The 13,293-nt window shown below is 54.0% G+C and carries 10 protein-coding genes and 1 pseudogene; 8 read left to right on the top strand and 3 right to left on the bottom strand.

All coding sequences use genetic code 11. The annotated features are described in order from the left end of the window. Positions 1–79: 79 nt before the first annotated feature. From KI809_RS08755 to KI809_RS08750, 3 genes and pseudogenes are all read right to left on the bottom strand, one after another. Positions 80–2,005: a hybrid sensor histidine kinase/response regulator gene (locus KI809_RS08755; protein WP_435052250.1), complete on the bottom strand. Its 1,926-nt coding sequence runs from the start codon at positions 2,003–2,005 to the stop codon at positions 80–82. Positions 2,006–2,017: 12 nt separating this feature from the next. Continuing rightward, positions 2,018–2,395 (bottom strand): annotated as a pseudogene (locus tag KI809_RS21020) (PAS domain S-box protein); the annotation flags it as partial. A gap of 229 nt (positions 2,396–2,624) precedes the next feature. Beyond that, positions 2,625–2,915, bottom strand: a complete 291-nt coding sequence (locus KI809_RS08750; RefSeq protein ID WP_214171170.1) for a hypothetical protein — start codon at positions 2,913–2,915, stop codon at positions 2,625–2,627. A gap of 330 nt (positions 2,916–3,245) precedes the next feature. Here KI809_RS08750 and KI809_RS08745 point away from each other — a divergent pair, with 330 nt between their 5' ends. The 8 genes from KI809_RS08745 to KI809_RS08710 all read left to right on the top strand — a co-directional run bounded on the left by KI809_RS08745 (position 3,246) and on the right by KI809_RS08710 (position 13,247). Beyond that, positions 3,246–4,058, top strand: a complete 813-nt coding sequence (locus KI809_RS08745; RefSeq protein ID WP_214171169.1) for an electron transfer flavoprotein subunit beta/FixA family protein — start codon at positions 3,246–3,248, stop codon at positions 4,056–4,058. Positions 4,059–4,103: 45 nt separating this feature from the next. Beyond that, positions 4,104–5,438 carry an electron transfer flavoprotein subunit alpha gene (locus KI809_RS08740; protein ID WP_214171168.1) on the top strand — a complete coding sequence of 445 codons (1,335 nt, stop codon included), beginning with the start codon at positions 4,104–4,106 and terminating at the stop codon, positions 5,436–5,438. 34 nt (positions 5,439–5,472) lie between these two features. Beyond that, a complete protein-coding gene (locus KI809_RS08735) occupies positions 5,473–7,461 on the top strand; it encodes a (Fe-S)-binding protein (RefSeq protein WP_214171167.1) in 1,989 nt (662 codons plus the stop codon). Between the two features lie 147 nt (positions 7,462–7,608). After that, entirely contained in the window at positions 7,609–8,655 is a 1,047-nt protein-coding gene (locus KI809_RS08730; RefSeq protein ID WP_246559320.1) for a YeeE/YedE family protein, read from the top strand. Positions 8,656–8,683: 28 nt separating this feature from the next. Continuing rightward, positions 8,684–8,941 (top strand): sulfurtransferase TusA family protein, encoded by a 258-nt coding sequence (locus KI809_RS08725; protein ID WP_337833295.1) that lies wholly within the window; start codon positions 8,684–8,686, stop codon positions 8,939–8,941. 39 nt (positions 8,942–8,980) lie between these two features. Next, positions 8,981–10,408: a PAS domain-containing sensor histidine kinase gene (locus KI809_RS08720; RefSeq protein WP_214171164.1), complete on the top strand. Its 1,428-nt coding sequence runs from the start codon at positions 8,981–8,983 to the stop codon at positions 10,406–10,408. A gap of 51 nt (positions 10,409–10,459) precedes the next feature. Then, positions 10,460–11,521, top strand: a complete 1,062-nt coding sequence (gene ispG / locus KI809_RS08715) for a flavodoxin-dependent (E)-4-hydroxy-3-methylbut-2-enyl-diphosphate synthase (protein WP_214171163.1) — start codon at positions 10,460–10,462, stop codon at positions 11,519–11,521. Positions 11,522–11,537: 16 nt separating this feature from the next. Next, positions 11,538–13,247, top strand: a complete 1,710-nt coding sequence (locus tag KI809_RS08710) for a proline--tRNA ligase (RefSeq protein WP_214171162.1) — start codon at positions 11,538–11,540, stop codon at positions 13,245–13,247. Positions 13,248–13,293: the final 46 nt, after the last annotated feature.

The raw sequence follows: 13,293 nt of genomic DNA, 5'->3' as shown, positions 1-13,293 counted from the left end.
TTTGTTATCAGGAGGAAAATAAGTTTTTAAAGTATAACAGCGATTTTGACAATTGATATCGGACTCAGTGAAAAAGACTCTATTGCTTTAAAAGAGTTTCATTCGCATCGGTAGTTTTCGCCTTCAGTACTTTGCTGAGATCGGACAGCTTGTATGGTTTCTGGATAAAACCTGTTATCCCTTTGCCGGCAAAGCGCCGATAAATTTCGTGCTCACTGAAACCACTTGACATGATTACGTTGATATTGGGGTCAAGCAGTCGAAGTTCGCGGAAACACTGCTCTCCGTCCATGCGGGGCATGGTCAGATCGAGAACAATAAGACGTATGTCCTTACGAGATTTGAAGACATCGAGCGCTTCTCGCCCGTCATTGGCCGTAATCACCTCGAATCCCAATTCTTTAAGCATCTCGCTACCAATGGCCCGCACCGTCTCTTCGTCGTCAACCAGCAATGCCACTCCGCTGCCACGCCAGATCTCGGCGTCATCTCTCTCGTTGTAGAGTTCTGCCGCTCGTGCGCTGGGCGGCAACAGTACTTTGAAACTGCTCCCTTTGCCAGGCTCGCTGTAGACTTTGATTGCTCCTTTATGTCCCCGAATAATCCCCAGTACCGCAGCCATTCCCAAGCCCCGACCGGTAAACTTGGTGGTAAAGAACGGGTCGAAAATCTTGTCAAGAGTCTGCTGGTCCATGCCGCAGCCGGTATCTGTGACCTCCAGGTAGACGTAGAGCCCTTCCGGCAGGGGATCAGTCAGCCAGGTTTCTTTCATGTATTTTTCGTTGCATTCAAGGCAGCCGGTGGTAATGGCAATCACCCCACTCTTGTCACCAATAGCTTCTGAGGCATTGATCACCAGGTTCATAACGATCTGGCGTAATTGCGTGGCGTCAACCTCGACTGTCGGCAAGGGGCGGCTGAGATTGTAGCGTAGAATGACCTTTTTGGAGATAGAGACGTCGAGCATATGCCCCATTTCTTCAACCAATCGGTTCAGGTCGATCGGCTCCACCACAAACTTTCCTTTGCCTGAGTAAGCCAGCATCTGGTGGGCAAGGTCTGCGGCCCTGGCAGCGGCCTTTTCAATGCGTTGCAGGTTTTCCTGAACTGGTGATTCTGGCGTTAGCCGCATCAGGGCCAGCTCGGCGTTACCGATAATGCTGGTGAGAATATTGTTGAAATCATGGGCAATGCCGCCGGCCAGCACCCCAAGACTCTCAAGTTTCTGGGCATGGAGCAGTTGTTGTTCAAGGTGGAGCCGCTCTTCTTCAATCCGCGTTCGCTCGGTAATGTCACGCACAACAGAGAGCAGGTATGTTTGGTCGCCCAGAGGAAAAGCATTTGTTGAAATCGATCCTTGTAACAGGGAACCATCTTTTCTGCGGAATGTGGCCACAAAATCATTGACATAGCCATGGGTTTTTACCAGGTCCACGACGCGTAAACGTTCTTGGATGTCTGCCCATAATCCCAGCTCTGCGGTGGTGTTACCTATTAACTCTTCTCTGGTGTATCCGGATAGCTTTTCATTGCACTCGACAATGGTGCCATCCTCTGCGCGCGTCAGGTAAATAGCGTCCTGGATCGTCTCGAACAGGGTTCGGAATTTCAGTTCGCTCTCCAGGAGGTCTTTTTCAGCCTGCTTTTTCTCGGTGATGTTCCTGGTGAAGGCAAGGAATGCGGCATTCTCCGGGATATATGCCGTGCTTACTTCAACCTCAATCGCTGTACCGTCTTTGCAGAAGTGCTTGGTCTCAAAACGGTCGTATCCTTCAGTCATGATCCTGGCGATATGCTCCTGCATTTGTTCGTCATTCTCAATGGCATCGAAATCTTGTAGAGACTTGGTTAGTAACTCCTCGCAGCTGTAGCCGTAAATGCGGCATATCGTTTCGTTGGCGGCAATGATTCGCCCTGCAGCATCAATCTCCCAGTAACCGTCCATGGAGGTGTTGGTCAGAATGTCGTATTTTCTTAAGGCTTGTTCGGCTAGCTGGAAGGACAGTTTCCGTTCGGAAATGTCATGGAGCGTAACAAATACCTGGTAGGGAGTGCTTTCCCCTTCCCGGAACATAGGAATGGCATTGATGATCATCCAGACATAACTATTCGTTACCGGATTATAGACACCTGCCGTAAAGTCCCGTACCCGCTCTCCGGTGCGCAAGGCAACCATTGACGGATGCTGATCCGGGACAAGGTCGGTGCCATTCTCGTTGATTACTCGCCAGTTTGGGTCTTTGGAGGTGCGCCCGATGAACTGGTCGCGGGTAAGCCCGAACATCGCAAGAGCGGCGGGGTTGACATCAGTGAGTGTCCCATCTGCCAGTTGATAAAAGGCTCCCTGCGCCATATTCTCGAACATCAATAGATATTTTTGCTGCAGATCACCCATGATGACTCCTGGCATTGCATCTAATATAAAGGACAGAGTATTTTTCCGGCTGCGCAGATTAGATATGGTTAACTGGATGTTACCAAAAAATCTGCCGATAACCATAGCTGCAAGGAAATTAGCTGAACTGCGTCTTCAGGCGCAGATGTATATTGAGTCCGGGAGAAGTTCATTGCAGCGTTAATTGAGGGGAAGTGAATCTGTAGAAGTCACAATGTTCTTGCTGCTGTTACCCTGGAGTGTTGTCGTCATCATAACGGTCAATGAAGATCTTCTTGTCGATCCGGTCCAGTCCGTGGGCAATGAGCCGTAAGCCGAACATGATCAGTATTAAGCCACCAAATACGGAAATGGTGGTGTGGTAGGCAAGACTGGTTATCCCTACCGTTGAGCTGACAATGCCCAGAGCGAGGCATTTGTTCTGTTTTTCCTTACCGGTGGCGGTAATCGAGTAGCAATAAAATTGGTAAAATACTATAAAAAGCGGGATCAGGATTATCAACTCTATGACTGTTTTCATGATATTTCTCCAGTATTTCAAAAACTTCAGTGACTTTTCTAAACTCTACCCAATTGCTCTCATTAAAGCAAGGCGTTATGCATATTTCTGCTTTTGAGGATTTTTTAGGCAGCGATCATTTTGCTAACTAGCTGGTTATTTAAGCTAAATCAGATTATTGTTGTTTGTGATTAATTTTTAGTCAGAGTAAACATTGTTTGATTAAATTTTACGCAAAAACCGTCTTGTCAATGTTAGAAAGCTTTGATAGGATTGCCGGCGCTCAAAAGCCAGATAAACATTATTGGGAATCTGCTAATAACAGTTGGTTCCAAGTTGAGGGGCACCGAAATGCAGCTGATAGCATGTATCAAGCAGGTACCGGACACGACGCAGGTAAAGATCGATCCGGTGACGAACACCCTGGTACGTGAGGGGATTCCGTTCATCATGAATCCGTACGACACCCATGCCTTGGAAGAGGCATTGCGCTTTCGGGATCGTTACGGCTTCAAAGTAACGGCGATCTCCATGGGTCCGCCCAACGCCGAAGCAACCCTGCGCAAGGCATTGGCACTGGGTGCCGACCGGGTAGTACTGCTTTCCGATCGCTGCTTTGGCGGCGCCGACACCCTGGCCACCAGCCATGTACTGACCGCTGCCATCCGTAAACTCAATGAAGAAGACGAAGTCGCCCTGGTATTATGCGGCAAACAGACCATCGACGGCGACACCGCCCAGGTCGGTCCCGGCATTGCCACCCGGCTCGGCTGCATTCAGCTCACCCTGGTTGACAAGATCCTCGACCTTGATCTTGCTTCGCGGCGGTTGCGGGTCAGCCGCAAACTCGAAGGGCGGCACGAAATCGTCGAAGCCCCGTTTCCGGCCATGCTCACCGTCGTGCGCGAACTGAACCGGCCCCGCTATCCCACCGTACCCATGCGGCTGGCCGCAGCCGCTGCCCAGGTCGAAGTCTGGACCAACGAGATCTTACAGCTAGACGTCAATGAAATCGGCCTCAAAGGGTCCCCCACCTGGGTCTCCAAGATCTTCTCCCCCGAGCGGGACCAGGGAGAGATCATCGGAGACGGCCTTGGTGATCCCGAAGGCACCGCCCAGCTCCTGCTCGACAAACTGATCGCCAAAGATTTATTGGCGGTATAGCGAATCATCCGCACCGACTAACCATGCACAGAACAAGGAGCCGCAATGGCTGAACCAAAGAAACCGAAGAAACCGCGGGGCAAAGCGCAGCTCATCCCCGGCAAATGCATCGCCTGCGGCGCCCGTTGCCAGAGCGCCTGTCCGGTCAACTGCGTCGAAATGACCGACGCCGGCGAACCGGTCATCTTAAGCGACAAATGCATCGGCTGCCTCAAATGCATCAAAGTCTGCCCAGCCGAAGCCTTAGAGATCCACTTCACCCCCGAAGAACTGGCCATACTTGAAGAACTTGCCCGGCAACAGGGTGGGGTAGCCGCCGAAGAAGAACCCGACGAAGAAGCACAGGCCCTCGCCGCCATGCTCTCCGCCTATCGCGGCGTCTGGGTCTTTATCGAGCAGACCGAAGGCGAAGCCGCCCGCGTCTCCTGGGAACTGCTCGGCAAAGGGCGGGAACTAGCCGACGCCATCGGCGTCCCCTTAAGCGCCGTAGTCCTTGGCGAACAGGTCGAACACCTCTGTCATGAAGCCTTTAGCCATGGCGCCGACCAGGCCTACTTAATGGACGCCCCCGTTCTCAAACATTACCGCACCGAATCATACCTGCGAGGCGTCCGGCACCTGATCGACCAGCACCAGCCCGAAATCATTCTCATGGGCGCCACCGGCCTTGGCCGCGACTTGGCCGGCGCCGTAGCCACCGTCGTCAAGACCGGACTCACCGCCGACTGCACCGGCCTGGCCGTAGACGACAAACGCAACCTCATGCAGACCCGTCCCGCCTTTGGCGGCAACATCATGGCCACCATCATGTGCGACAAATACCGGCCCCAGATGGCCACCGTCCGTCCCAACGTCATGCCCATGCCTGAAAAGCAGGCAGGCCGGAGCGGCGCCATCATCCGTAGCGACTGCCCCATCCGCGAAGAAGAGATCCTCGTCAAAGTACTGGAGATCATCAGCGACAAGAAAAAAGACCATGTCGACATCGCCGGCGCCGAATTCATCGTCTCCGGCGGTCGCGGCATGATGGGAAGCGACAACTTCGGCATCTTGAAAGAACTGGCCGACGAACTGGGCGGCGTAGTAGGGGCCTCAAGGAGCGCCGTCGATGCCGGCTGGATGCCCCAGGACCGTCAGGTCGGCCAGACCGGCAAAACCGTCAGGCCCAAGATCTACATCGCCTGCGGCATCAGTGGCGCCATTCAGCACCTGGTCGGCATGCAGGACTCCGACATCATCATCGCCATCAATAGAGACAAAAACGCCCCCATCTTCGAAGTCGCCACCTACGGCATCGTCGGCGACCTGTTCCAGGTAGTACCGGCCATCACCGCCGGCATCCGCGCCCTCAAAGCACAGCGGAGCAAAAAAGTAGTATAGCAGCATAACTCAATTGATAACTTGAGGATCACCCATGACCCCCAATCCGATATTATTTGCAGCACTACTTGTTCCGGCCCTGCTCTTCTTCTGCTACAGCCTCTGGCGTCGGCTCTCCCTGGTAAGGCTCGGCCAGCCCGAGAACCGCTTCGACCAACCCGGAGTCCGCATCCACGAAATGCTCCTCTACGCCTTTGGCCAGAAACGGGTAGTAGCCAAACCATTCGGCATCAACCACTTCGTCATCTTCTGGTCCTTCATGGTCCTGCTCATTGCCAACGGCGCCTTCATCCTCGAAGGGCTCATCCCCGGCTTCAGCTTAGAGGCTCTGCCCAAACCGCTCCACCAGAGCCTCATGTTACTCTTCGACCTGGTCTCGGCCGCCACCCTGGTTGCCATAACCCTCTCCTTTGGCAGGAGGCTCATCTTCAAACCAGACTACCTCGACAGCAGATACGTCAAGGCCCGAAGCTTCGAAGGCTTCTTCATTCTCTCCTGCATCGCCCTGTTGATGCTTGCCTACTTCGGCCTCCACGGCGCACTCCTGGCCGTCATGGGCCAGAGCCACAGCTACATGCCGGTTTCATCCTTTGTGGCCACCCTGCTTAAGAACTCACCGCTGGCCGACCAGCTCTTTCCCTTTGCCACCTGGTCCTGGTGGCTCCATGCCGGAGTGCTCATCGCCTTCATCTGCTTCCTGCCGGTCAGCAAGCACATGCACATCATCACCGCCATCCCCAACTGCTTCCTGAGAAACCTCGAACCGGTATCGATCCCGACCCGTGAACAGTTTGCCCCTGGCAACAGCTACGGCGTCGGCAAAATAGACGACTTCACCTGGAAAGACCTGTTCGACTCCTTCTCCTGCACCGAATGCGGCAGATGCCAGGCTGCCTGCCCGGCCAATGCCACCGGCAAATCGTTAAACCCGCGCCAGGTCGTCCACAGCTTAAAAGCCAACCTCATGGCCGTTGCCCAAGAGATCAGAAACGGCAAGACCCCCACTAAGCCCCTCATCGACGGCGAAGGGGAGGGGAGCAATACCGAAGAGACCATCTGGTCCTGCACTACCTGCGGCGCCTGTTTAGAGCAATGTCCGGTCTTCATCGAACAGATGCCCAAGATCATCAAAATGAGACGCTACCTGGTCGAAATGCAGGCCAGCTTCCCCGAAGAACTGTTGAATCTCTTCGAGAACATGGAAGGCAGGAGCAACCCCTGGGGAATCGCCCCCACCGAGCGGGGCAAATGGGCCAGCACCATGAACGTCACCCCCTTCGAACAAGGCAAAACCGAATATCTCTTCTACGTCGGCTGTGCCGGCTCCTTTGACTCCAGACAGAAACAGGTCACCGTCGCCATCGCCACATTATTAGATGCTGCCGGCATCTCCTGGGGCATCCTCGGCAAGGATGAACAGTGCTGCGGCGACTCTTTACGAAGACTCGGCAACGAATACGCCTTCGACAAGATGGCCCAAGAGAACGTCCGGCTCTTTCAGGAGCGTGGGGTCAAGAAGATCATCACCCAGTGCCCGCACTGCTTCTCCACCTTAAAAAACGACTACCGCCAGTATGGCATCGAACTCGAAGTCATCCACCACGGCCAACTGCTCGACCAACTCATGAGCGAAGGCAAGCTCAAGACGACCAACCAAGGCGAAGCCCTCGGCAGGATCATCTTCCACGACTCCTGCTACCTCGGACGGCACAACAACATCTACGACCAACCGAGAAACGCCCTGGCACAAGCCACCGGCAAGCAGCCACTAGAATTCGAGCGCAACCGCAACCAGGGTTTCTGCTGCGGCGGTGGCGGCGGCAGGATGTGGCTCGAAGAACACACCGGCAGCCGAATCAACATCAACCGGGTCGAAGAGGCGTTGGCCAAGAACCCCGACACCGTCTGCGTTGCCTGTCCCTACTGCCTGACCATGTTCGAGGACGGCCTCAAAGATAAACAGTCAAGCCAGACCAAGGTCAAAGACCTCGCCGAAATCATCGCTGAAACTGTTAGAGGATGAGGATGAGAGGGGTAGCTAATCTGCAAAATGAATCCGCACCAAGCAAGGTGCGGATTTTTTTGTATAATTATGCATAAGATGTCTGATCATATTATCCCCATTATTTTGTTGATTGGTCTGCTGCTGGGAGCTGGGTCGGGTTTCATCATGCATCGTGCCGACTTTTGCGTTTCCGGAATGTTCAGGGATATCTTCCTGTTAAAGTCATTCTTCAAGCTGCGCATGCTCATGCTGCTGGTAGTAACCAGCATGCTGCTCTTTGAAGCAGCCCGCCAGGCTGGTCTGCTCCCTCTTTACCCGTTTCCATTGATTGGCTCTCCGTCGCTTGCCAACCTGATTGGCGGACTACTCTTCGGTATCGGTATGGTGCTTGCTGGAGGTTGCGTCGTTGGCACGCTCTATAAAATGGGCGCTGGCAGTGTTCCTTCAATGGTTGCCTTTTTCGGGCTTATCGCCGGTAGTGCTATGTATGCCGAGCTTCACCCCTGGTGGGGCTCCATTGTCAGGAGAACAGGTTTTTTCACCGGGGAAATCACTGTTCCTCAGCTATTTGGCATTGACCCGTTTTTCCCGGTGCTGATGGTGTCGATTATTTCAATATGGTATTTTTATCGGGTTTACCGGAGTAATGGATGGGTACGTGCCACCTATGCGGATGGTGCGATGCAGCAATGGCAGGCGGCGCTCATGCTTGCGGTTATTGGTACAATTTCCTATGTTACTGTCGGTGTACCGCTGGGGATTACCACGGCGTATGCCAAGATTGCCGGATATTGCGAGTCACTGCTGTTCCCGGAACATTTTCAATCACTCAGCTATTTCAAGTTGTTGCCGGTTAATTATTTTCATGCTCTTTCCGGGATACAGTTTGTTGGTGGTCCCGGCCCCAAGCTGGATGCCATTGTGCTGTTACAGTTTCCGGTTGTTGCCGGTATTGTGATCGGCAGTGCTTCTTCCGCCTTGTTGTTAAAAGAGTTTAAGATCTTTGTCGATTTGCCGTTAAGACAATATATATCGGCATTTATCGGTGGGATCATCATGGGGCTGGCATCGCGGATGGCGCCGGCCTGCAACGTATGGCACCTGTTCGGCGGCTTGCCGATTATGGCGATGCAGAGCATTCTTTTTGTAGCCGGGATAATCCCCGGAGCGTGGCTTGGAACGCTATTCCTGACGAGATTGGTGCTGAGATGAGGACAGTAATCAAGACCGGTCGAGGTACATGATGATGGCAACTCCGCCCAGAACAGTTGAATTCGATATCCGCGGCCAGATTTGCCCGGCCACTTTATTGGTTGCTCTCAGAGAGATAAATAAACATTTCACTGAGATCAATTTGGGCAAAATGCAGCTTCTTTTTCGGACCGATAACCGTGATTCCATCAATACCATCCCCGAATCGGCTCTTAACATGGGGCTCCATTGTTCAGTAGTTAAAAACGAAACCGGATATACACTCCTGATCTCAAATCAGGAGTGAAGGTAAGATACCGTTTATGGACCAGCTTTTGGGTACAGTATGAAAAGCACTCTCTCTCCTCTATCCGTATCGGATGCGGCCTCGGCAGCTTTTAGCGCTGAGCTGCAGCGTTTACGCGAAGAAAACGAATACCTGCGCAATAAATTGGTTAACAAGAACAGTTATATCCGCAAAAAGACCAACGAGCTGCTGGAAATTATGGGTACCAAGCCACTCCGGCCTGAAGAGCTGGATGATGAAACCCTCGTTGATGTTGACCCAATCGGCATTATTTCCGGCTCAATCAAGCATGTTCTGGACAACCACCGGGAAACCAACAAACAGCTGCACATTGTCAATGAGAACACTGCCGCAATATTTGCTGCCGCAGAAGTAGGAATACTGGTTATTGATAGTCGGAAGCGAATCCTGTCGTGCAACAATAAGCTGCAAGAGCTGTTTTTTCCGGATAAGGAAATTGGCTCAATAATCGGGCTTTACTGTAATGATGTGGTTTGCAAAAACTCGCGACCAGCAGAGGGGTGTGCCTGTGAGATGATCCAGAGTGGTAGAGACATTTGCCGCATCAACAGCTGGAAGCTTGGTGACCGCATCTTCAATGTTGTCGCAACACCTATCAAGCATCAGGATGGCAATATCGCAGATGTGGTTGTTGTCTACAATGAAATTACTGAGTTAAAGACAGCGGAAGAGCAGCTCAGCCATCTGAATGTTGAGCTGGAAAGCCGGATCAGGGAACGTACCACCCAGCTCGAATTGGTAAATAATGAGCTCGAATCTTTCTGTTATACGGTGTCTCACGATCTGCGGGCCCCGCTGCGCCATATAAACGGTTTTTCATCCATCCTCTCCGATGAATGCGCTGACGTATTGAATGACTTGGGGAAGGACTGCCTGAAAAGAATCTGCAATGCCAGCAATCGCATGAGTGAATTGATTGATGACCTGCTCCACTTGTCCAGGGTTGCCAAACAGGAAATCAGGCAGGTGGACTTTGATTTGAGCCGGTCTGCCGAACGGATCATTGTCATGTTTCGCGATACTGAGCCGGACCGCAGTGTGCGCACCGTTGTAGCCCCAGGTCTTACGGCGTCCGGTGATGCCACGTTGCTGGAAATGGTCCTGCAGAATTTGATCGGTAACGCCTGGAAATATTCCGCGGGCAATCCTGATGCATTGATTGAAGTCGGCATGGTCAATAATAAGGGAAAGCAGACATTCTTTGTTCGAGATAATGGCGTTGGCTTTGACATGGTGTATTGCAAAAAGCTTTTCCAGGTATTCGAGCGGCTCCATGGCGATGAGTTTGAAGGGACCGGCGTCGGGCTGGCAACAGTTAAAAGGATTATTGCCAGGCATGGCGGTCTCATCTGGGCCGAGGCTGCCGTCGGCAAGGGAGCGACATTTTATTTCACCCTGCCGGAGGCAACAGAAGCGTTAGCTTCGAGCGTGAATCGCCGCGTCTGACCAAACCGTCTTCCTTGACTTTTCGACCTTGTTCCCCTAGTATCCAGCTCCATGAAACGGCCTACACGAAAGATCTCCGTTGGTGGTGTTGCCATTGGCGGTGGAGCACCTTGCTCTGTCCAGTCGATGTGCAGTACCGATACCCGAAATGAAGCCGCAACGCTGCAGCAGATAGCTGCGCTTTCTGACGCTGGATGCGAGATTGTGCGTTGCGCTGTCCCTGACATGGATGCAGCCGAGGCGCTCGGCCGAATCAAGGCTGCCAGCCCGATTCCGGTGATAGCCGATATCCATTTCGACTACAAGCTTGCTCTAAAGGTGCTTGAAGGGGGGATTGACGGTCTTCGTCTCAATCCCGGCAACATCGGCGAGCGGTGGAAGGTCGAAGAGGTTGTCCGTTCGGCTCGGGAGCGGCTGGTACCGATCCGGATCGGTGTTAATGCCGGTTCCCTGGAAAAGGAGCTGTTGGTAAAGTATGGCCATCCAACCGCTCAGGCGATGGTCGATTCCGCGCTCGGCCATGTCCGGATCCTCGAAGAGATCGGTTATGACCAGATCAAGATTTCCCTCAAGGCCTCTGATGTCGTGAAGACGGTTGAGGCGTACCGCCTGCTCTCTAAAGCGGTCGATTATCCGCTGCATATCGGCATTACCGAGGCCGGCACCATCTTTTCCGGCACCATCAAGTCGTCGGTCGGCCTCGGCATCCTGTTGGCCGACGGTATCGGCGACACCATGCGGGTTTCGCTCACCGGCGACCCTGTTGATGAAGTCCGAGTAGGGTTCGAGATCCTGAAAGCTTTGGGGATCAGGCAGAAGGGGATCAACTTTGTTTCCTGCCCGACCTGCGGTCGGTGCCAGATCGACCTGATCACCGTTGCCCAGGAGGTGGAGCGTCGATTGCAGGGTTTTGACGCTCCGGTAACGGTAGCGGTCATGGGGTGTGTGGTGAACGGCCCCGGAGAGGCCCGCGAAGCAGACTTCGGCATTGCCGGTGGGAGAGGCGAGGGGTTACTGTTCCGTCACGGCGAGATTGTCCGGAAGGTTCCCGAAGGGGAGCTGGCCGATGCCCTGGTGGATGAAGTGATGAAGTCGGTGGCTAGTGAAAAGTGAAAGGATCTTAAATTCAATGCGTTATTCACAATATTTTATACCAACGGTTAAAGAAACTCCGGCCGATGCCGAGGTGATCTCGCACCAGCTGATGCTGCGAGCCGGGATGATCCGCAAGGTGGCTGCAGGTGTGTATAACTACCTGCCGCTGGGGCTCCGTTCCATCCGCAAGGTCGAGCAGATCGTTCGCGAGGAAATGAACCGGGCCGGCGCCATCGAGTTGCTGATGCCGATGGTAACCCCGGCCGAACTGTGGCAGGAGTCGGGGCGCTGGGAATTCTACGGCAAGGAGCTGCTGCGCTTCAAGGACCGGAAAGACGGCGAATTCTGCCTCGGACCGACCCATGAAGAGGTGATTACCGATATCGTCAGGAGGGAGATCAGGAGCTACCGTCAGTTGCCGATCAACCTCTACCAGATCCAGACCAAGTTTCGTGATGAAATCCGCCCCCGCTTCGGCCTGATGCGCGGCCGCGAGTTTATCATGAAAGACGCCTATTCATTCGATGTGGACAGTTCTGCGGCCGATCTTTCTTATGACAAGATGTACCAGGCCTACCGCCGTATCTTCGAGCGCTGCGGGTTGAATTTCCGCGCGGTAGAGGCCGATACCGGCAGCATCGGCGGTTCCTCGTCCCATGAGTTCATGGTGCTGGCTGATTCCGGTGAGGATGCGATCCTGTCCTGCAGTGGTTGCGACTACGCGGCTAATGTGGAAAAGGCCGAGTCGCGGCCATTCCCTGAGGCAAAAGGGGAGCTGCTCCCCAAAGAGGCGGTTGAGACGCCGGACCGGAAGACGATTGAAGAGGTTGCGGCGTTCCTCGGGATCAAGCCGGAGCAGACCGTCAAGGCGCTGATCGTGGTTGCCGACGGCGAGCCGGTCATGGCCCTGGTGCGTGGCGATCACGACCTGAACGAACTGAAGCTGAAAAACTTCCTCGGTGCTGCCGAGCTGGAAATGGCTGACGACGAAGTCTATGTCAAGGCGTGCGGTGGCCCGGTCGGCTTTGCCGGTCCTTGCGGGGTCACGGTGCGGGTGATTGCCGATCAGGCGATCCAGGGGATGTGCAACTTTGTTGTCGGCGGTAACGCCAAGGACCAGCATTTCAGGAACGCTAATCACCGGGATTTCACGGTCAAGGCGTTTGCCGATATCCGCACGGTCGTGGCCGGGGATGCCTGCCCGCGCTGCAGCGGCGGCAAGATGGAGGTCTGGCGAGGGATCGAGGTTGGCCATGTCTTCAAGCTAGGCACCAAGTATTCCGAGAAGCTGAAGGCGACCTATCTCGATGCCGACGGCAAGGAGCAGGTGATCTTCATGGGGTGCTACGGCATCGGCGTCGGCAGAAGCGTTGCTGCTTGCATCGAACAGAACCATGATGCCAACGGCATTATCTTCCCGCTGCCGATCGCACCGTTCCACTGCATAGTTTCAGCGCTCAGCGTCAAGGAAGAACCGGTGGTCAAGGCTTCTGAGGATATTTACAACCGGCTTGCTGCTGCCGGGGTTGAGGTGTTGCTCGATGATCGCGACGAGCGCCCTGGCTTCAAGTTCAAGGATGCGGACTTGATCGGCATCCCGCTGCGGATCGTGGTCGGTGCCAAGAACCTGGCCGAGGGCAAGGTAGAGCTGAAGCACCGCAAGTCCGGCGAGGTGGAGCTGCTCCCCATCGACGAGGCCGTGGCAAAAGTGCAGCAACTGGTGGCCGAGGCACTGGCCCAGTAAGAGCGCGACAATCGATGATCAACAAAAAGGCGGAGAGGCAACTCTC

The organism is Geoanaerobacter pelophilus (assembly GCF_018476885.1).
GTDB classification, from domain to species: Bacteria; Desulfobacterota; Desulfuromonadia; order Geobacterales; family DSM-12255; genus Geoanaerobacter; species Geoanaerobacter pelophilus.
The sequence above is the reverse complement of the archived record's forward strand: the minus strand, read 5'-3'. Positions and strand labels throughout refer to the sequence as shown.

Coding starts and splice junctions, on each gene's coding strand:
- KI809_RS08750 (WP_214171170.1), bottom strand. CDS start 2,915: ATGAAAACAGTCATAGAGTTGATAATCCTGATCCCGCTTTTTATAGTA.
- KI809_RS08745 (WP_214171169.1), top strand. CDS start 3,246: ATGCAGCTGATAGCATGTATCAAGCAGGTACCGGACACGACGCAGGTA.
- KI809_RS08740 (WP_214171168.1), top strand. CDS start 4,104: ATGGCTGAACCAAAGAAACCGAAGAAACCGCGGGGCAAAGCGCAGCTC.
- KI809_RS08735 (WP_214171167.1), top strand. CDS start 5,473: ATGACCCCCAATCCGATATTATTTGCAGCACTACTTGTTCCGGCCCTG.
- KI809_RS08730 (WP_246559320.1), top strand. CDS start 7,609: ATGCATCGTGCCGACTTTTGCGTTTCCGGAATGTTCAGGGATATCTTC.
- KI809_RS08725 (WP_337833295.1), top strand. CDS start 8,684: ATGATGATGGCAACTCCGCCCAGAACAGTTGAATTCGATATCCGCGGC.
- KI809_RS08720 (WP_214171164.1), top strand. CDS start 8,981: ATGAAAAGCACTCTCTCTCCTCTATCCGTATCGGATGCGGCCTCGGCA.
- ispG (WP_214171163.1), top strand. CDS start 10,460: ATGAAACGGCCTACACGAAAGATCTCCGTTGGTGGTGTTGCCATTGGC.
- KI809_RS08710 (WP_214171162.1), top strand. CDS start 11,538: ATGCGTTATTCACAATATTTTATACCAACGGTTAAAGAAACTCCGGCC.